Origin of the sequence: Luteibacter sp. UNCMF366Tsu5.1, assembly GCF_900119235.1 — a bacterium.
Classification (GTDB): domain Bacteria; phylum Pseudomonadota; class Gammaproteobacteria; order Xanthomonadales; family Rhodanobacteraceae; genus Luteibacter; species Luteibacter flocculans.
In genome coordinates this window covers 1,810,489-1,829,316 of the sequence record NZ_FPIS01000001.1, presented here as the reverse complement: position 1 = coordinate 1,829,316, position 18,828 = coordinate 1,810,489, and the positions used below count along the sequence as shown (strand labels likewise).

Below are 18,828 nucleotides of genomic sequence, written 5' to 3'. Positions count from 1 at the left end.
GGTAGGCTCGAAGCATGGACAACGCTTCAACGAAACGGCGCCCCCTCTCGCTGGCCGCACGTGCGGCCCTCGCTACGGGCTTCGCACTTGCCGCATTTCTTGGTCTGACCGGTCTGGCGCAGAACAAGGCCAACTACGCGTCCGAGCTGTCGGCCATGCACGACCGGCTGCACAACTACGCCATTGCGTACATCACCGGCACGGACATCACGCGCGCCGGCAAGGTCACCACGCCCGACAGTCAGCCCAATCCCGACTTTTCGCGCCCGGGCTCGGGGCTCTACGCGATCATCGTCGGAAACGATGGGTTTCGTTGGGAGTCCTCTTCTGCACTGGGTCGTGACTTCGACTTCGTGCGCATGCTCTCGCCGGGCGAGACGGCGTTCGAGCCGGTCGAAACCCGTAGTGGCAAGCTCTACGTCTTCAGCTACGGCGTGTCGCTCGACAGCACCGAAAAACGCAGCGTGCCGTTGACCTTCGCGGTCGCGCAGACCGAGGACCAGTTCGAACGCCAGGTCGCGACCTATCGGCGCACGCAGTTCCTGTGGCTGGCCATGCTCGGCATGATGCTCATGCTGCTGCAGCTGTTCCTGCTGCGCTGGAGTCTGCTGCCGCTGCGTCGCGTGTCCAGTGATCTGGCGCATATCGAGCGCGGCACGCGTGACCATCTGGATGGTCCTTATCCAGTGGAGCTGACGGTGCTCACGCGGCGCCTCAATGCCTTCATCGACAGCGAACGCGAGCAGCGCTCGCGCTATCGCGACACGCTGGCCGATCTCGCGCACAGCCTCAAGACGCCGCTGGCGGTGATTCGTTCGCAGCTCGAAACCGGTGGCGACGCGACGAACCTGCGCGGTGACATTCTCGATCAGGTGCGCCGAATGGACGAGCTCGTGGCGTACCAGCTGTCGCGTGCCGCTACATCCGGGCGTCGCACCATCGCGTCGGTGGAGCCGATTGCCGGACACGCGGAAGACCTCGTGCAAAGCCTGGAAAAGGTCTACGCGGCGAAGAACGTGCTATGCGAGTTCGAGATCGAAGAAGGCGTGACTTTTCCCGGCGAGCAGGGCGATTTGCTCGAACTCATGGGCAACCTCGTCGAGAACGCGTTCAAGTGGGCGTCGCATCGCGTGCTGCTCACGGCGCGCTCGGTGGGCAAGATGGGCGGTCGCAGCGGCCTCGAATTGATCGTGGAGGATGACGGTCCCGGCATCCCCGAGGACAAGGTCGAGAAGATTCTCCAACGCGGCGTGCGCGGCGACGAACGCGTGCAGGGCCACGGCATCGGCCTGTCGATCGTGCAGGACATCGTCAAGGCCTACCAGGGCGAACTCAATGTGGATCGTTCGGAAGAACTCGGCGGCGCACGTTTCTGCGTGAAGCTGCCTCCGCCCTAGGCACCAGGCGCGGGCGACGGACCGTAGAACGCATCCAGCAACGTCGCCACATCCGGTTCGGCTTCGCGTAAGAGCGCTGGCTTTGAAAAGTGCAGTTCGCTCGTCACCGCAAAGTATTCCTCCGGTGCTTCGGCCGCATACGGGTCGATGGCGGTGCGCCGACCGCGCTCCACCGACTTGGTAAGCCGGTCGAACGCACGCTGCATCGTCTCGATCCACTGCCGCCGATTCATGGACGCCGGCAGCGGCGGCACACCGCTCGCGGTCCCGGCCAGCATGTCGAGCTTGTGTGCCATTTCGTGGATCACGACGTTGTAGCCGTCCCACGGCGCCTCGAGGTCGAGCGCGACGTCGGCCAGCGAGAGGATCATCGGGCCGCGCTCCCACGCTTCGCCGATCAGCGTGTCGTCGCTGTCGGTTACCACGCCGCTCCGTGCGTCGTAGTGGCTGCGCCGCACGTTGAACTCGCCCGGATAGACCAGCACGTTCGTCCAGCCTTTGAAGGCTTTCGGGCCGTGCGGCAGGGCAGGGAGGCTTGCCTGGATGGCGATGGCCAGGCGCCAGAAATCGTCCAGTACGGCGTCGCCCATCGCGTGGAAGCGCTTCGTGTGCAGGAAGATGGCTGCGAGTTGGCGCAGGTAGTGCTGTCGCGGCGCATCCAGAGCGCGGGCCAGCGGCACACGCTCCACGGCCTGGCGCCAGGAGGCCTCGTCGATCGGTGGTACGGGCGCGCGAAAACGCGCGATCAACGACTGGACGAAACCCACGAAGGACAGCTGGACGAGATCAGAGCATGGAGCCGGGGAGCAGGGACTGCCAGCTCGGCGCGCTGCCGCGAAGGGGCAGGGCGTCGTCATGCATACCATCGCCAGCATCGACCGGCGACGAGACCGGCGCGGGTGGCGCAGTTCGCTGCGGGCTTGCGGCCGGGCGGATTGAGATGGAATAACCGCCACCACCGCCATCATGGTTGCCCTGCGACGATCGCGAAGCGCCTTCGAACGACGACGACGCAGAAGATCCGCCCATGGAGAGCAGACCACTTGTCGGGTCGATGTCGGAAGCGGCGGCGGTGCCGGCGGCACCGACGAGGCACAGACATCCGAGGATGTAGGGTCTGGCGTTCATCGGTCTACCCTGAGGCCCCTCGGGACGTGGAGGGGGACGACCGATCCTCGCAGAAAATTCACGACGGTGCCAGTGCTGGAGGTGTGTCGGCGCAAGCCCCGGCGCCATGCGAGGCGAAATCCCCTAGAATCGCCGGATGTTTCGGCTTTCCCCTCCCTCGACAGCGGCCGCCTGACGGCCCGGCGCCCATGCTTGCACGCGATCTTCTCGAAGCCCTCGCCGGTGGCGAAGCCGTGTCCGGCGCGGCCCTGGCCAGGAAGGCGGGCGTCACCCGCGCCGCCGTCTGGAAGCAGATCGAAGCCTTGCGCCTGAAGGGCGTGCCGATCGAGGCGAAGGTCGGCGGCGGTTACCGGCTGCCCTGGACCACCGAGCTGCTGGAGAGCATGCGCATCCGCGCTGCCCTCGATCCTGGCATAGCCGCCCACGTGGGCATGCTCGAAGTGCATTGGGACATCGATTCCACGTCGAGCGAACTGGCGCGGCGTATCCCGGTGCTCGACGACCTGTCGTTCGTGATCGCCGAGGCGCAATCCGCGGGGCGCGGCCGTCGCGGCCGCACCTGGTTGTCGCCACCGGGCATGAATCTGTACCTTTCGGCGCTGAAGCGTTTCGATGGCGGTTTCGCGGCCTTGTCCGGATTGTCCCTCGCCGTGGGCGTGATGCTGGTCCGCGCGCTGGGCGAACTGGGCATCCGCACCGCGGGCCTCAAGTGGCCGAACGATCTGTTGGCCGGCAACGCGAAACTCGGCGGCATCCTGGTGGAACTGTCCGGCGAATACTCGGGTCCGTGCGCTGCCGTGATCGGCGTCGGCCTCAACATTCGCCTGCCGGATACGTTGCACGAGCGTGCGGGACAACCGATTACCGACCTCGCCGCCTTGCTCGGCGGCGATCCGCCGGGCCGCAACCGGATCGCCGCTGCGGTGGTGACCGAGTTGACCGAAGGCCTGCGTACCTTCGAGCGCCACGGTTTCGCCGCCTTCGCCGACGAGTACGCGGCGAGCGACCTGCTTCGTGGCGAGCCGCTGCGCATTCTCGATCCGCGGGGGGAGTACGAAGCCGTGGGCGAAGGCGTCGACGATCGCGGTGCCTTATGCGTGCGTAGCCCCGATGGTGTGCGGGTCACCGTCGACAGCGCCGAGGTTTCCGTGCGCCGGAACGCCCCATGATCCTGCTGCTCGACCTGGGCAATACCCGACTCAAGTTCGCCTTGCTGCACGAGGGCGAGTTCACTCATCGCGGCGCATTCGGCTGGGATGCCGACATCGCGCACGAGCTCGCCACGCTGTGGGCCGATTGGCCCACGCCCGAACGCATCGTCGGCGCGTCGGTGGTGGATGGCGCGCGTGAGACGGCCGTCGCCGTGGCGGCCGGCAAGGCATTCGGTCACAGCCCGTTCTGGGTGCGTACGCCTGCGTCGTCCAATGGCGTCGCCAACGCCTACGCGGAGCCGCATCGCCTGGGCGTCGATCGCTTCCTGGCGATGGTCGATGCCTTCGCCGCTGGCCGTGCACCGTGCGTACTCGCCAGCGTCGGCACGGCACTCACGCTCGACGCGCTGTCGGCCGATGGCCGGCATCTGGGTGGGTGGATCGCGCCGGGGCCACTGCTGATGCAGCAATCCGTACTCGGTGCCACCGTGCAGGTGCGCCCGGATGGCGCAGGCACCGTGCGCGATCTCGCCGACAACACCGCGGATGGCCTCGCGTCGGGTTGCTGGCAGGCCTGTGCTGCGCTGGTGGAGCGTTTCGTGGATCGTGCGACCCCGCTGCTCGGCGGTCGCCCTGCGGTAACGCTCGGTGGCGGGGACGCCAATCTTCTCGCGCCCTTGCTCGATCACGAGGTGACGCTCGTGCCGGATGCCGTCTTGCGCGGTTTGGCCGTATGGGCGACCACCCATGCCCAGACCGAGAAGAATATCCCCTAGAATCCCGAAGCCGCCGGTTCTTACAGGGGAACGCGCGCAGGCCCAACCGGACTTCCAAGGCCCCCATGCTGCTGCGTTTGCTGTTCGTTCTGCTGATTGCCCTCAACATCGCGGTAGCCGCATGGCTGCTGCTGGGCGATTCCGGTACGCACGCGGTCGATCCCACCGACGGCGGCGTGCCGAAACTGAAACTGCTGACCGAACTGCCCGTGCCGCCAGGCAGCACCGCGTCGCCGGCTCCTGCCACTACGGCGGCGGTCGCCAGCGCCTCATCGGTCGGCAAGCCTTCCGCCGCTGCCAGCACGCCCGGTCAGCCGTCCGCGCCGACACCCGCTGCCACGGCCTCCGCTCCCGCAGCCAAGCCGCCAGCGAAGAACATCGCCGCACCGTCGGACCCCCTAGCCGCCGCCACGTCGGCAGCACCCACCAGCGCACGCCGCAGCTATCGCTGCCTGGCGCTGGGGCCTTTCGCCAATCAGGTCGACCTGCGTGCGGCCCGCAGCGCGCTCGCGCCGCGCACCGTGCGCAGCCGGCAGCGCCAGGAGCAGACCAGCGAATCGCGCGGCTGGCGCGTATTCCTTCCTGCGCTGGCGACGCGCGAGCAGGCGCTGGCCCAGGCACGCCGCCTCGACGCCAAGGGCATCAAGGATTACTTCGTGGTCACCGCGCAGGGCGAACTGCAGAACTCTGTCGCGCTCGGCCTCTTCCACGACCCCGCCAATGCGCGCAAACGGCGCGACGAGGTAGTCGCCGCCGGCTTTCCTGCCCGTATGAGCGAACGTACTGAAACCACCCCTGTCTGGTGGCTCGACGTGGTCGTCCCTGATGAAGCCAGCGCCGACATCCGCCGTGGCATCCGTACTCCAGGCATAACGGCGCGAACCACCGGGTGCTTCTGATAAACTCCCCGCCTTCGCCGGCATAGCTCAGTTGGTAGAGCAACCGCCTTGTAAGCGGTAGGTCCCCAGTTCGAATCCGGGTGCCGGCACCAGCAACATTATTAGTCTGCGCTTGAGCAATCAGTTGAGCTGCTTGGAGCAGTCAAGAACTAGGCAACGGATGCTTGGGCATGGGACTTCGAATTCGCTTCTTCGCCGGGGGTATCCCCCGCGGTCCGCCGGGGATTGAAAAGTGTTGCGTGGGCAATGCTTCTTTCGCTGGGCGCGGTCCTCGTTTGCTACGGGGCTGTTTGGAAACTGTACCCGGAAGCTGCGCACTTCTCGGCGGCTCGAGTCTCATCGTTCGTGGATTCGCTGCTGGCAGGCGTCGTAGGGTTTGCGCTGCTCGGTGCATTCGCCTATCTAGGTTCGTTGCGGAAGCCAGATGAAGACGCGATCGCTGACCGTATCGCTTATTTGTACTCAGCGCGCCTGGAGGACAACGAGGCGACGCGAGACTATCTCACTGAAGAGTTGATGCTTCTCGGTTCCGTGATCCGCAGCGCGGAGTCTCAGTACAGTTTCGTCGAGTTTGACACCGTCAACGGTGTGGTCAGGGTAAACGTACTTATCTCAATGACCATCGTGAACATGATGAAATGGGATGAGTATCGGCAGACGATGCCGGTACGGGTCCTGTTCGATCCGGTGCCCGGTCATTCTTCCCATGTAGGCAACTTGATCCGAGTCGAGACGGTCGCTTGTGACAGCTTCGGTCATCATGGGCCGAAGAAATCCCACCTCGCACATCCCGTGCCACTTGTCGGTGGACATAGGTATGACGGCTCCGTCCAGCTTGAAATCCCGCCGCATGGGGAACTCAGGTATGAGTACGAATACGAAGGATGGGTGAAGGCGGTCGACAACTTCTGGACAGGTACGAATCGATTCGCTGAGAAATTCAGCATTGTTGTGACCAACCTTGTGGGCCAGATCTTGAGTATCGAACCTCATCCCGACCCGAAGCGACCGAAGTTCGTCAACATCACTGGCCAGCACACCTTGACGTCCGGTGATTCGGCGGAAGTATTTGCCACAGTGAATCTGAAGCCTTCGGTACCAGTCACCTTCCGCGCCAAATTTTGAGCTATAGTCCACCCACACCAGAGGGAGTACGACCATGTTCCGCGACAACGATACGCAGGGCGGCTAGTCAGCTTCCCGCTGAGTTCTCAAAAGCCGGCGATAGCCGGCTTTTTGCTTTATGCGATAAGTATTTGATCTCGCTGAATGATTCTTCTGGCCGGTACGATACCCACCGGTTGTTGCCGTCTCATCATTGGTGAGATGGCCAGATTCGACAGCATCCTCTTAGGCTTACGCGACTAGAGCCGTTCCCTTGGAAAGCGCCGATCGAGTATCGCCGTGAGATCGCGGTGTTCGACGGGATGTTCGGCGATGCGCTCTTCCACGAGTTCGGCGGCCAAGTCGCGTTCTTCTTCCGTGCACGCGTAACGATTCGCCCGCAGATAGAACACGACGAACATCTGCACCTTCCAAGGAAGGCGCTGGAAGGCGCGGGCTGCTGGCCTCAGGTCTGCCGATGTGATCACGTGGCGATTCCCTTTCTTGGAGAGAAGGGAGCAACGCTCGTGCCAACGGTGATGACATCGCGATAGGCCCGCATCGCAGTACGCGTCGACGCGATTCGCAAGAGCTTTCGAGTGGAGATCTTGCGTCCGCGGACATCGCCTGAACGGACACGCGGACGCTGCGCGCCGTGCGAAACGATGCGGACTTTGATCAGCGAAGCAGTTCGTCCAACCGCGCGCGCAGGAAGTCCTTGAGTCTCTGCACGGCGGGCGTCAGTTGCGAGCGGTGTGCACTCACGAGGTTCAGCGGCGCACGTTCACCCATACCGGGGAGGAGGTCGACCAGGCGTCCGGCGGCGAGATCGCCGACCACGTCGACATGCGACTTGTACATGATCCCGTGGCCCGCCAGACCCCACCGACGGACGACTTCCGCATCGTCGCTGATCCGGTTGCCGGTCACCTTCACCGTGTGCGGGCCGCGCGGCAGTGCGAAGGTCCAGCGGTCGTGGATCTGGTCGCCCCAGACGAAGCAGAGGCAATTGTGCTCGCGCAGTTCGTCGGGATGCGTGGGTGCGCCGTGGCGCGCGATGTATTCGGGCGCGGCGCAGAGCACGCGAAGGTTGTCGGGCGCGAGCGGCAAGGCTACGAGGCCGGAATCGTCGAGGGTGCCGTAGCGCACGGCGGCGTCCAGCGGATGCCGATGCAGGTCGGCCGAACGATCGCTGATGCGCAATTGCAGGGAAAGGCCCGGGTGTTCGGCTTGAAACGCATCCAGCCAGGGCAGCAGGAGATGGCGCCCCAGGTCGGACGGCACGGCGAGCCGCAACGGTCCCGCGATGTCGCCACGTCCTTCGGCCAAGGCGCGCGAGCCGCTCGTGAGCGCGTCGAGCAGCGCCCTCGCATGCGGCAGATAGCGCTCGCCATCGTCGGATAGCCGCATGCTGCGCGTGGAGCGCACGAACAGCCGGGCACCGAGTTCCCGCTCCAGACGTTGCACAGCGTGGCTCACCATGGCGGGCGTGCTATCCGCAAGGCGGGCGGCCGCCGAGAAGCTTCCGGCATCGGCCGCCAGTACGAAAACCTGCACGTCGTCCAGTCGGATCATGGTTCGCGGGTCGTTGAGGTTGGCGGCTATGGTGCCTTGTTCATCTGTCAGGCGATACGCGGGGCCGCTGTTTTCCTCGCCTGTCGCGCTGCAACGTGGCTGTTTCAGGGGGCGGTGTAAACTTCGGGCATGATCCCCGTTCGCCTCTCCGTGTTGCTTGCCCTCGCGCTTTTGCCTGCCGTCAGTTGGGGCCAGGCGTTGTCGCGTGATGGCCTTGCCGCGCGCATGGCGGCGCACGACGCGCCGGCGCTGCTGGACGTGCGCACCCCCGCCGAATACCGTGATGGGCACATTGCGGGCGCACTCAACGTGCCGGTTGACGAGGTCGCAGCGCGCCACGGTGTGCTGGGCATTCCGCATGATCGCGAACTGGTCGTTTACTGCAAGTCGGGCAAGCGCGCAGCCCGCGCCCAGGACACGCTCCAATCCCTTGGTTACACCCACGTGCGGCTGCTCGAAGGCAGCGCCGATGCCTGGCGTGCCGACGGCCGCGCGCTGGTGCACGAACATCCCTCTCCCTGAGTCTTCCCCATGAGTCCAATCACCCGCTCGGTCGCCCTCATCGGCGTCCCTACCGATATCGGCGCCGGTCACCGTGGCAGTTCCATGGGACCTGAGGCGCTGCGCGTGGCCCGGCTGGGCGAACGCCTGGCGAAGCGCGGCATGCACGTGGTCGATCGCGGCAACCTCAGCGGTCCGTTGAACCCGTGGCAGCCGCCGACAGACGGTTACCGTCACCTGCCGGAGGCCGCGCAGTGGAACACCTCGCTGCATGAGGCCGTATATGCCGAACTGACCGAGGGTCGCCTCCCAATCGTGCTGGGCGGCGATCATTGCCTCGCGATCGGTTCCATCTCGGCGGTGGCGCGGCATTGCCGCGACGCCGGGAAGAAGCTCCGCGTGCTCTGGCTCGATGCTCACGCGGACTTCAACACCAGCCAGATCACACCCTCGGGCAACATCCACGGTATGCCCGTGGCCTGCCTGTGCGGCTACGGCCCCGACGTGCTTACGCATATCGGCGGCACCGTACCGGCCACCACGCCCGACGTGTTCCGCCAGATCGGCATCCGCTCGGTGGACGAGGGCGAAAAGCGCTTCGTCCATGAAGTGGGCGTCGATATCTACGACATGCGCTACATCGACGAGATCGGGATCAAGGCGGCCATGGAAGAAGCGCTGGCTGGCGTGGACGAGACCACCCACCTGCACGTGAGCTTCGACGTCGATTTCCTGGACCCGTCCATCGCCCCCGGTGTGGGCACCACGGTGCGCGGCGGCCCGAACTACCGCGAGGCGCAGCTCGTGATGGAAATGATCGCCGACACCGGCCGGGTCGGATCGCTGGACATCGTGGAGCTGAATCCCGCCTACGACAAGCGCAACCAGACGGCGAAGCTGGCCGTGGACCTCGTGGAGTCGCTGTTCGGCAAGTCGACCCTGATGCGCTGAGGCCCGGCGCGCGGCAACCTGCCGCATGGCCGGGTCGCCGACCGGCGGCCGTGCGGGCTACACTCGGACGGATTTCGTCCGCCCAGGCTTCAGGTCCCCATGCATACCCGCGTCCTCACCGGCATTACCACCACCGGCACGCCGCATCTCGGCAACTATGTCGGCGCCATCCGGCCTGCCGTTTTGGCGAGTCGCGACCCGAACGTCGACGCGTTCTATTTCATGGCCGACTACCACGCGCTGATCAAGAGCGACGACGCCGATCGCGTGGAGGCGTCCCGCCTGAAGATCGCGGCCACCTGGTTGGCCGCCGGCCTGGACCCGAACAAGGCCACGTTCTACCGGCAGTCGGATATTCCCGAGGTGCCGGAGTTGATGTGGCTGCTGACCTGCGTCACGGCCAAGGGCTTGCTCAATCGCGCCCACGCTTACAAGGCGGCCGTGGACCGCAACATGGAGAACAAGGAAGACGAGGACGCAGGCGTCACCGCGGGCCTCTACATGTATCCGGTGTTGATGGCCGCCGACATCCTCGCCTTCAACGCCAACAAGGTGCCGGTCGGCCGCGACCAGATCCAGCACATCGAGATGGCGCGCGATATCGCCCAGCGCTTCAACCACACCTACGGTCGCGAGTTCTTCGTGATGCCGGAGGCGTTGATCGAAGAGCAAGTGGCCACGTTGCCCGGGCTCGACGGTCGCAAGATGTCCAAGAGCTACGACAACACCATTCCGCTGTTCGAAGGCGGTCCGAAGGGCTTGCGCGACGCGATCATGAAGATCGTGACCGACTCGCGTGCCCCGGGCGAGCCGAAGGACACCGAGGACTCCGCGTTGTTCACGATCTTCAAGGCGTTTGCCTCGCCGGCGGAAACGGCAGCCTTTGCGGATGCGTTGCACGAGGGCATCGGCTGGGGCGAAGCGAAGCAGGTGTTGTTCGAGCGCATCGAAGCTGAAGTGGCGCCCATGCGCGAACGCTACGACGCGCTGATGGCGCGGCCCGACGACATGGAAGACGTATTGCTGGCCGGCGCGGCCAAGGCGCGCTCGATCGCCGGTCCGTTGCTGGAAACGCTGCGCGATGCCGTCGGCTTGCGCAGCGCGCGACACACACCCAAAACATTGGACGAGCCGGCCGAGGTCGCCCCGGTGCCGAAGGTCAAGCCACCGCGCTTCGCGAGCTTCCGCGACACCGACGGCAGCTTCCGTTTTCGTCTGTTCGGTGCGGACGGTGAAGAGTTGCTGCTCTCGGTTCCGTTTGCCGATCCGAAAGCCGCGGGCGCACTGCGTCAGACGTTGTCGACGCTGGGTGGCGCGCACGCCACCATCGTGTCGCAGGGCGACCACGTGGCGCTGCTGCTGGACGGCGTCGTCGCGGCGAATGGCGCGTCCTATCCCGACGAGGTAGCGCGGGCGGCCGGCGTACTGCGCCTGCGCAGCGCGCTCGATGCGCTGGCTCTCGCCACGGCGGAAGAAGCCGCCGCGAAGGCCGCCGCGCCTCGTCAGGGCGCCTGACATGCGTTACCTGGCCCTCATGCTGCTGGCGCCTTGGCTGGTCGTGCTGGGCTGGGCGTACTGGGCGTATCCCAAGTCGTTGCTGCGGAACATGACCCGGCGAGCGTTCGACGTGCTGGCGCTCGTGGCGGCCACGGTGGCTGCCATCCAGTCGGCCCTGCTGGCCTTCGACGCCGTGGAGCTACCGGCAGCCGACCAGTTCGGACCGAAGAGCGGCGCCATCTGGCAGCAGGTTGTGCCGGCGCTATACGGCTACGGTGCGTTCCTCGCGGTGCTGCTCATTGCGCTGGTGGTCCGCCAACTCGTCTGGAAGAAGCGTCCGCAGTAACGGACCGAGCCGTGTGGTGTCGCCGCTGCGGATTCAGCGACCGCGCAGGCGCTGCGTCAGACCCTTCAGGAAGTTGCGCAGGAACTGATCGCCACAGAGGCGGAAGTTGGTGTGCTTGGGCTGGCGGAAGAGGGCGTTGATCTCGCCACGCGACACGCGGAAGCCGGCCTCGGTCATGATCGCGAGGATGTCGTCTTCCTTGAGTTCGAAGGCGACGCGCAGCTTCTTCAGCACCACGTTGTTGTTGACCCGCGTTTCCACGGGACGCGGCGGCTGGCTTTCGTCGCGGCCACGGCGATGAATGATGAGGCCGTCGAGGAAATGCGCCATGGCGGCGTCCGGCATCTCGGCGAAACCGGGTTCGTCTTCCTTGCGGAGCCAAGGCTCGACCTGCTCGCGCGTGGCGGGAAAGCCGGCGAGTTTCATGATGTCGACGACGTGAACGTCGCCGAGATCGAGCATGTAGCGGATGCTGCGGAGGGTGTCGTTATTGAGCATGGTGCACAGGATACCGAGGTGGGAGCCAGCCTGCTGGCGATGGGTGCTCGCGGCAAGCACCCATCGCCAGCAGGCTGGCTCCCGCCCGACAGCGAACGACTTAGTTCGGCAGACCCAGATCGTCGATCATCGCCTTCAGGAAGCGTGCGGCTTCCCCGCCCGTGGCGGCACGGTGGTCGAAGGTGAGCGACAGCGGCATGCGGCGGTGCACCTCGATGCCACCCATGACCGCCACCACGTCGTGGCTTAGCTTGCCCGCGCCGATGATCGCGACGGTCGGCGGCACGACCACCGGGGTGGCGTAACGGCCGGCGAACATGCCGAAGTTGGACAGGCTGATCGTATAGCCAGCGAGTTCCGACGCCGGGATGCTGCGGTCTTCCACCGACGTGCGCAGGCGCTTGATCGCAGCGCGGATGCCGGCACCGTCCAGCACGTCCGCGTTACGCAGGGCCGGTACGAACAGGCCGTCCTCGGTATCCACGGCGATGCCGATGTCCACGTGCGGATGCAGCGTGCGGCTGAGGTTCTTGCCGTCGAACCAGGCGTTCAGTGCCGGCACGGTCTTGCAGGCGACCACGATCGCGCGCACGAGGCGGGCGGTGATGTCCTGCTTGCCGATCCACGCGTGGAGGTCCGCGTCGTCGACGATGGTAGTCGGGACGACATTGGCATGCGCGTCGGCCATGACGCGAGCCATGTTGCGACGTACGCCCTTCAACTGCTCGGGCTGGCCCATGGCGTCCTTACCCGGAGGCGCGGTACGCACGGCCTTGCCGGCCTGCGACACGGCCGTGCGCTGCGGCGCCGGACCCGGCTCGGGCAGGGTAGGGGCGAGGTGCTGCGCAGCGGCGGGACGCGCGGGCGTGCTGCCCAGGGCGGCACTGCCGTTGGCGGCGGCGTTCTTCACGTCGGCCATGGTGATCACGCCACCGGCGCCGGTCGGCTGCACGCGGGTGAGGTCGACCTTGAGCTTCTTGGCGGCAGCGCGCACGGCCGGCACGGCCTTCACGCCACCGGCGCTGCTGACCTGTTCGGTATGCACGGCGTTGCCGCTGACCATGGCGCCGACGACGGTGCCCTCGTCTTCGCGATCGCCGCCGTTGCCGGAGTCGATCTCGCCGCCATCGTCCGAGGCGATGACCTTGGAGGCGTCGTCCGGCGCCTGGCTACCCACGCCCTTCTTCGGGCCGTGGTGGTGACCGGTCGATTCCGCCTCCGCACGCTGGCGCGCGTTCGGGTCGATTTCGAAGTCGGCGAGGGGGGAGCCCGTCTCGATGATGTCGCCGGCCGCGCCGTGCAACTTCTTCACGGTGCCCGAGTACGGCGACGGCACGTCGACGACGGCCTTGGCGGTTTCCATCGACACCAGCGGGGCGTCGAGCTTGATGGTGTCGCCTTCCTTGACGTGCCACTCGACGACGGTCGCGTCGGGAAGGCCCTCGCCGAGGTCCGGCAGGTAAAAGGTCTTGATGTCGGCCATGTCTATCGATTCCTCAGGAGGCGGCGAGCGTGCGTTCGGCGGCTTCGACGATGCGTTCGACGCTGGGCAGATACTTCATTTCCAGGCGGAACAGCGGAATGTGCGTATCGAAGCCGGTCACGCGTTCCACCGGCGCGAGCAGGCTGTAAAGGCATTCCTCGGACAGGCGAGCAGCGATCTCCGCACCGAAGCCGGCCGTTTTCGGCGCCTCGTGCACGATGACGCAGCGACCGGTCTTGGTCACCGATTCCGCGATGGTGTCGAAGTCGAGCGGCGTGAGCGTCGCTACGTCGATCACCTCGGCGCTGATGCCCTTCGCCGCGAGTTCGTCGGCGGCTTCGAGGCATTCCTTCACCTGCGCGCCCCAGGTCACCAGGGTCACGTCGGTGCCGTCGCGCAGCACGAAGCACACGTCGAGCGGCAGCGCCTCGCCGTCGTCGGGCACTTCTTCCTTGTACTGGCGGTAGATGCGCTTCGGCTCGAAGAAGATCACCGGGTCCGGATCGCGGATGGCGGCGAGCAGCAGGCCGTAGGCACGCGCAGGCGACGACGGCATCACGACGCGCAGGCCGGGGATGTTGGTGAACAGGTGTTCGTTGGCCTCGGAGTGATGCTCCGGTGCGCGAATGCCGCCGCCCCACGGAGCGCGCCACACGGCCGGCACGGTCATGCGACCGCGCGTACGATTGCGCATGCGCGCAGCGTGGCAGGCGATGTGTTCCATCATCGCGTAGATGAAGCCTTCGAACTGCGCCTCGGCTACAGGGCGCATGCCCTGCGCGGCGAGGCCGACGGTGATGCCGGCGATGGTGGTTTCGTCCAGCGGCGTGTCGATGACGCGCTCTTCGCCGAACTGTTCCTGCAGACCCTGGGTTGCGCGGAAGACACCGCCGTTGACGCCGACGTCTTCACCCAGCACGACGACGCGATCGTCGTTGCGCATTTCGTACGCGAGCGCCTGGGTCACCGCTTCGATGAGAGTGATTTGTGCCATGGGAAGAAGTCCTTACTTGCGATCGAGGGAAGCGGCGAGTTCACGCTGCTTTTCGAGGTCGGCCGGGAGTTCGGCGTACAGGTAGTCGAACATGGCCGTTGCCGGCTGCACCTTCGATTCGAGGTACGCGTTGACCTCGTTGTCCATCCAGTCGTCGCATTCCGCCTTCCAGGCTTCTTCCTTCGCGTCGTCCCACTTGCCCTTCGCTTCGAGCCACTTGCGCAGGCGCGGCACGGGATCGCGCTGCCAGGCGTCCTTCACTTCCTGCTCGCCGCGATAACGGCGTGCATCGTCGGCGGTGGTGTGGTCGCCGAGGCGGTAGGTCACCGCTTCGATCACGCTGCCGCCGTTGCCGGAACGGGCGCGTTCGAGTGCGTCTTCCATCGCCTTGCGCACGGCGATGATGTCGTTCCCGTCCACCTGGATGCAATGCAGGCCGGCCGCGATACCCTTCTGGGCCAACGTGCCGGAACCGCTCTGGATGCGACGCGGCACCGAGATCGCCCACTGGTTGTTCACGATGACCGCGACCAGCGGCAACTGCTGCGCACCCGCGACATTGATCGCGCCGTAGAAGTCGCCCTTGGACGAACCACCGTCACCGATCGTGCAGACGGCGACGCGCGGCTCCTTGCGAATCTTGAAGGCCAGCGCGGAACCGGCGGCGTGCAGGCACTGCGTGCCGATGGGCACGCACCACGCGAAGTCATGCGCGGGCGCGTCGGCGAAATCGTTGCCGCGTTCGTCGCCACCCCAATAGGTGTAGACCTCACGCGGCTTCACGCCGCGGTAAAGCTGCGCGCCGTATTCACGGTACGACACCGCGAGCGAGTCTTCACGGCGCATCGCGCTGCCGATGCCGACGTGCGCGGCTTCGTGACCCAGGCACGACGCATAGGTGCCCAGCTTGCCGGTGCGCTGGAGCGCGATCGACTTCGCGTCGAACACGCGAGTGGACACCATGAGCTTGTAGAGCTCGACCATGTGGTCGAGGTCTTTGGCGAATTCGGGGAGTTCCTTGCCCGTTTCCTTGCCGTCCTGGTCAAGGTATTGCAGGTATTCGATTTCGAACTTGGCGGCGATGGACACGACTCGCTCCCAGGGGAAGGTTAGAAACGACACGCACGAGTGGGGAAGCGGCCAGGCCCATCCAGCGGGGCACGACACGGCTTTTGAGTTCTTGCGAGCCGGACTAGATATCAGGGGTATTATCACCCGGCAAGGTACGGCGCAGCATGACAATTCCTGTCACTGCCCCGGCAATGGCTTTGCGGCGCGGCTTCCAGGCCTTGTCAACCCCTCAATGTGAAACTGTCCCATGGCCAATCCGCAACGCGACCTCGAACCCGGCATTCAAACCGATCTCGACGGGCGCCTCACGTATGGGGCCTATCTGCAACTGGATCAGGTGCTCTCGGCCCAGCATCCGCGCAGCGAGCCGGCACACCACGACGAGATGCTGTTCATCATCCAGCACCAGACCTCGGAACTGTGGTTGAAGCTGATGATCCACGAGCTCGGCGCAGCGTTGGCCCACCTGCGCGCGGACGATGTGGACGGCACCTTGAAGATCCTTGCCCGGGTCAAGCAAGTGCAGCGACAGCTTTACGAACAGTGGGGCGTGCTGGAAACGCTCACGCCAGCCGAATACCTTCAGTTCCGCGAGGTGCTCGGCCCTTCGTCGGGCTTTCAGTCCTTGCAATACCGCATGGTGGAGTTCCTGCTGGGCAACAAGCACGCGGACATGCTCCGCGTCTTCGAGCACGACCCGGCGGCGCATGAGCGCCTGCGCCAGGTCTTCGAGGCGCCCGGGTTGTACGACGAGTTCCTGCGCTACCTCGCCCGGCGTGGGCACCCGGTACCGCCAGAGCTTCTGCAGCGTGACTTCACCCAGCCCTGGCGTAGCCAGCCCGCGCTGCTGCCCGTGTTCAAACGCATCTACGAGGACACCGCCCGGCATTGGCCGGAATATCACCTCAGCGAGCAACTGGTGGACATCGAGGAGGCATTCCAGCTCTGGCGGTTCCGCCACATGAAGACCGTGGAACGCATCATCGGCTTCCGCCCCGGCACGGGCGGCTCGTCCGGCGTAGCCTTTCTGCGCAAGGCCTTGGAGCAGAGTTTCTTCCCCGAATTGATCGAAGTGCGGACGATCCTCGGCTCTTAGGCTCTTGTGGGAGCGCCGAAACCAAAAAGCACGGGTCGGAAGCATTGGTGGGAGCCACCCTGGTGGCGATAAGCCGACGAAGCGGTGTAGCCGCGAGGCAAGCGCCCATCGCCAGCAGGCTGGCTCCCACCGGCAAGCTCCCACCTTCAGATTCACATCCGCCATCGAGGCTTCCGCGGAGCGCAAGATTTGACGCCTTCGGCCGGTCCGGCTAAACACCTTGCACGAACCGTCTTCAAGGGAAGCCATGACACCGACCGCCCCCGCCACCGCCCGGGCCGTGCCCGACTACCCGCAGACCATGGGTCACCCGCGTCCTTTATGGATGCTGTTCATGACCGAGTTCTGGGAGCGCTTCGCCTTCTACGGCATGCGCTGGGCGCTCACCCTGTACATCGTCGCCGAGTTCTTCAACGGCGATGCCTCCGGCCAGGGCTACGCCAGCCGCACCTACGGTGCATACCTGGCGCTGGTCTATGCCTCCGCGATCTTCGGTGGATGGGTGGCCGACCGCATCCTCGGCTACCAGCGATCGATCCTGTTAGGCGCTGCCGTGATGGGCGCGGGCCTGTTCATGGTGATGGTGCCGAATCAGCAGGTGTTCCTGGCTGGTCTCGCTACGGTGATCGTGGGCAACGGACTGTTCAAGCCGAACATCTCGTCGCTGGTGGGGCAGATCTATCCGGTCGGCGACGACCGACGCGATCGCGGCTTCACGATCTTCTACATGGGCATCAACCTCGGCGGCTTCCTTGCGCCGCTGTTCACCGGTTGGCTGGCCTCCGTCATCACCGACACGCCGCTGCAGCAGAACTACAAGGTGGTGTTCGCCGCCACCGGCGTCGGCATGGTGATCTGCTTCATCTGGTTCCTGCTGGGCAAGCGTCAATTGAAGGGCGTGGGCGTACCGCCGCCGGAGCGTCACGAGGGTAAGAACCTGCTTGCGGTCATCGGCGGGGTTATCGTCGCCATTCCGCTGGTCTACCTGCTCATGGCGAAGGCGGGCGCGATCTTCATCGCGTGGCTGCTCGGCGTGCTGTTCATCGGCGTGGCGGCGATGCTGGTGATCGAGGCCGTGCGCCACGATCGCATTCAGATCCACCGCGTGATTGCGATGCTTCTGCTGTTTACCTTCAACGTGCTGTTCTGGATGTTCTTCGAGCAGGCCGGCAGCTCTTTCAACTTCCTTGCGCAGAACATCGTCGATCGGCAGATGTTCGGCTGGGAATTCCCGACCGGCTGGTTCCAGTCGGTGAATTCCGCGGCGATCCTCGTATTCGCGCCGATCGTCGCGCTTGCCTGGGGCTGGTCCGCACGCTTCCGTAAGGAGCCGTCGATTCCGCGCAAGTTCGGGCTGGGCCTCATCTTCAACGCGCTGGGCTTCCTGGTGCTGATGTATGCGCTGAAGAGCCTCGTCGGCGGCAACGGCCTCATTCCGTTCTGGCCGCTGGCTGCCTGCTACGTGCTGCAGACCATCGGTGAGCTGTGCCTGTCCCCGATCGGGTTGTCGATGGTGACCAAGCTCGCGCCGGTTCGCGTCGTGGGTCTGGCGATGGGCGGCTGGTTCCTTTCCACCGCGATCGGCAACAACCTGTCCGGCCTGCTTGCGGGCCACATCAGCGGCGAGACGGGCATGACGGTCGGCTCGGCGCTGTCCGGGTTCACCTTCAGCTTCGAATTGCTGGTGGGCGCGGGCATCGTGCTGTTCCTGATCGCCCCGCTGATCAACCGGTTGATGCACGGCGTGAAGTAAGCCCGATCGCCAGCAGGCTGGCTCCCACCCGCGGGGTCAGCTTGCTGGCGACCTCATGGCTGCCCGGCAAGGCGGTGCGAGCCAGCCTGCTGGCGATCTCATGGCCCCAGCAGCTTGTCCAGGATGCGGTCGAGCTGCACGCGTTCCGCTTCGTCCAGCTTTGCCAGCAGATCGCGCTCGTGGGCTCGTGCCAGGGGCGCCACCTCGTCGTGGATAGCCCAGCCCGCCTCGGACAGTTTCAGCACGGAGCGGCGCTTGTCGCCGCCGTGCGTGCTGCGATCCACTCGTCCCGCTTCGACCAGTCGCGCCACGGCGCGGCTCACCGCCACCTTGTCCATGGCCGTGCGCTCGACCACTTCCCGCGCCGAAACCTCCGGAAAGCGGGCGAGGATCGTCATCACGCGCCATTCCGTCATGCTGAGTTCGAATCGGTCCTGATATTCCGTGGCGATCGACTGGCTGACCGTATTCGACAGGATCGACAGGCGATAGGGCAGGAAGCGCTCCAACTCCAGCGGGGCATGGGCGGGGACGGTGTCGGTGATCATGCTGCGCGAATCCTTGCAAATGGTTACAACTGAAACTATAAGGGGCGGGTAAACGGCGCA

The 18,828-nt window shown here is 65.4% G+C and carries 20 protein-coding genes and 1 tRNA gene; 12 read left to right on the top strand and 9 right to left on the bottom strand.

Annotation, left to right across the window (positions count from 1 at the left end):
* The first annotated feature begins 14 nt into the window (after positions 1 to 14).
* Positions 15 to 1,397, top strand: a complete 1,383-nt coding sequence (locus tag BT115_RS08190; RefSeq protein WP_072321954.1) for an ATP-binding protein — start codon at positions 15 to 17, stop codon at positions 1,395 to 1,397.
* On the opposite strand, the gene BT115_RS08185 is transcribed toward BT115_RS08190, so the two are convergent.
* On the bottom strand, positions 1,394 to 2,164 hold the full coding sequence (locus BT115_RS08185; RefSeq protein ID WP_072321953.1) for a M90 family metallopeptidase: 771 nt from the start codon (positions 2,162 to 2,164) through the stop codon (positions 1,394 to 1,396). The two genes, BT115_RS08190 and BT115_RS08185, sit on opposite strands and share 4 nt — an antisense overlap.
* A gap of 19 nt (positions 2,165 to 2,183) precedes the next feature.
* Positions 2,184 to 2,525 carry a hypothetical protein gene (locus BT115_RS18415; protein ID WP_072321952.1) on the bottom strand — a complete coding sequence of 114 codons (342 nt, stop codon included), beginning with the start codon at positions 2,523 to 2,525 and terminating at the stop codon, positions 2,184 to 2,186.
* Between the two features lie 188 nt (positions 2,526 to 2,713).
* Here BT115_RS18415 and BT115_RS08175 point away from each other — a divergent pair, with 188 nt between their 5' ends.
* The 5 genes from BT115_RS08175 (at position 2,714) to BT115_RS08155 (ending at position 6,476) form a co-directional block, all read left to right on the top strand.
* The gene (locus tag BT115_RS08175; RefSeq protein WP_072321951.1) at positions 2,714 to 3,694 is read left to right on the top strand and encodes a biotin--[acetyl-CoA-carboxylase] ligase; all 981 of its coding nucleotides are present in this window, start codon (positions 2,714 to 2,716) and stop codon (positions 3,692 to 3,694) included.
* Complete coding sequence (locus BT115_RS08170; protein ID WP_072321950.1) at positions 3,691 to 4,452, top strand: type III pantothenate kinase; 762 nt, start codon at positions 3,691 to 3,693, stop codon at positions 4,450 to 4,452. The genes BT115_RS08175 and BT115_RS08170 overlap by 4 nt, the downstream gene beginning before the upstream one ends.
* Before the next feature lie 65 nt (positions 4,453 to 4,517).
* Positions 4,518 to 5,351, top strand: a complete 834-nt coding sequence (locus tag BT115_RS08165) for an SPOR domain-containing protein (protein WP_072321949.1) — start codon at positions 4,518 to 4,520, stop codon at positions 5,349 to 5,351.
* A gap of 16 nt (positions 5,352 to 5,367) precedes the next feature.
* Positions 5,368 to 5,443, top strand: a tRNA-Thr gene (locus BT115_RS08160).
* Between the two features lie 154 nt (positions 5,444 to 5,597).
* Positions 5,598 to 6,476 carry a hypothetical protein gene (locus BT115_RS08155; RefSeq protein ID WP_072321948.1) on the top strand — a complete coding sequence of 293 codons (879 nt, stop codon included), beginning with the start codon at positions 5,598 to 5,600 and terminating at the stop codon, positions 6,474 to 6,476.
* Between the two features lie 239 nt (positions 6,477 to 6,715).
* On the opposite strand, the gene BT115_RS18410 is transcribed toward BT115_RS08155, so the two are convergent.
* On the bottom strand, positions 6,716 to 6,943 hold the full coding sequence (locus BT115_RS18410) for a hypothetical protein (RefSeq protein ID WP_143144486.1): 228 nt from the start codon (positions 6,941 to 6,943) through the stop codon (positions 6,716 to 6,718).
* 190 nt (positions 6,944 to 7,133) lie between these two features.
* A complete protein-coding gene (locus BT115_RS08150) occupies positions 7,134 to 8,030 on the bottom strand; it encodes a LysR family transcriptional regulator (protein WP_072321947.1) in 897 nt (298 codons plus the stop codon).
* Positions 8,031 to 8,159: 129 nt separating this feature from the next.
* On the opposite strand from BT115_RS08150, the gene BT115_RS08145 reads away from it, so the two are divergent.
* From BT115_RS08145 to BT115_RS08130, 4 genes are all read left to right on the top strand, one after another.
* Positions 8,160 to 8,552: a rhodanese-like domain-containing protein gene (locus BT115_RS08145; RefSeq protein ID WP_072321946.1), complete on the top strand. Its 393-nt coding sequence runs from the start codon at positions 8,160 to 8,162 to the stop codon at positions 8,550 to 8,552.
* Positions 8,553 to 8,561: 9 nt separating this feature from the next.
* Positions 8,562 to 9,482, top strand: a complete 921-nt coding sequence (gene rocF / locus BT115_RS08140; RefSeq protein WP_072321945.1) for an arginase — start codon at positions 8,562 to 8,564, stop codon at positions 9,480 to 9,482.
* 99 nt (positions 9,483 to 9,581) lie between these two features.
* Positions 9,582 to 10,997 carry a tryptophan--tRNA ligase gene (locus tag BT115_RS08135; RefSeq protein ID WP_072321944.1) on the top strand — a complete coding sequence of 472 codons (1,416 nt, stop codon included), beginning with the start codon at positions 9,582 to 9,584 and terminating at the stop codon, positions 10,995 to 10,997.
* Position 10,998: 1 nt separating this feature from the next.
* Positions 10,999 to 11,325 (top strand): hypothetical protein, encoded by a 327-nt coding sequence (locus BT115_RS08130; RefSeq protein ID WP_072321943.1) that lies wholly within the window; start codon positions 10,999 to 11,001, stop codon positions 11,323 to 11,325.
* A gap of 33 nt (positions 11,326 to 11,358) precedes the next feature.
* On the opposite strand, the gene BT115_RS08125 is transcribed toward BT115_RS08130, so the two are convergent.
* From BT115_RS08125 to pdhA, 4 genes are all read right to left on the bottom strand, one after another.
* Complete coding sequence (locus BT115_RS08125; RefSeq protein ID WP_072322321.1) at positions 11,359 to 11,823, bottom strand: DUF1456 family protein; 465 nt, start codon at positions 11,821 to 11,823, stop codon at positions 11,359 to 11,361.
* Positions 11,824 to 11,923: 100 nt separating this feature from the next.
* On the bottom strand, positions 11,924 to 13,306 hold the full coding sequence (locus tag BT115_RS08120; RefSeq protein WP_072321942.1) for a dihydrolipoamide acetyltransferase family protein: 1,383 nt from the start codon (positions 13,304 to 13,306) through the stop codon (positions 11,924 to 11,926).
* Positions 13,307 to 13,319: 13 nt separating this feature from the next.
* Complete coding sequence (locus tag BT115_RS08115) at positions 13,320 to 14,300, bottom strand: alpha-ketoacid dehydrogenase subunit beta (protein WP_072321941.1); 981 nt, start codon at positions 14,298 to 14,300, stop codon at positions 13,320 to 13,322.
* A gap of 12 nt (positions 14,301 to 14,312) precedes the next feature.
* A complete protein-coding gene (gene pdhA, locus BT115_RS08110) occupies positions 14,313 to 15,389 on the bottom strand; it encodes a pyruvate dehydrogenase (acetyl-transferring) E1 component subunit alpha (protein ID WP_072321940.1) in 1,077 nt (358 codons plus the stop codon).
* A 229-nt stretch (positions 15,390 to 15,618) separates the two neighbouring features.
* On the opposite strand from pdhA, the gene BT115_RS08105 reads away from it, so the two are divergent.
* Entirely contained in the window at positions 15,619 to 16,467 is an 849-nt protein-coding gene (locus BT115_RS08105) for a tryptophan 2,3-dioxygenase (protein WP_072321939.1), read from the top strand.
* Positions 16,468 to 16,714: 247 nt separating this feature from the next.
* On the top strand, positions 16,715 to 18,220 hold the full coding sequence (locus BT115_RS08100; protein WP_072321938.1) for a peptide MFS transporter: 1,506 nt from the start codon (positions 16,715 to 16,717) through the stop codon (positions 18,218 to 18,220).
* A 98-nt stretch (positions 18,221 to 18,318) separates the two neighbouring features.
* On the opposite strand, the gene BT115_RS08095 is transcribed toward BT115_RS08100, so the two are convergent.
* Positions 18,319 to 18,768 (bottom strand): MarR family winged helix-turn-helix transcriptional regulator, encoded by a 450-nt coding sequence (locus BT115_RS08095; RefSeq protein ID WP_072321937.1) that lies wholly within the window; start codon positions 18,766 to 18,768, stop codon positions 18,319 to 18,321.
* Positions 18,769 to 18,828: the final 60 nt, after the last annotated feature.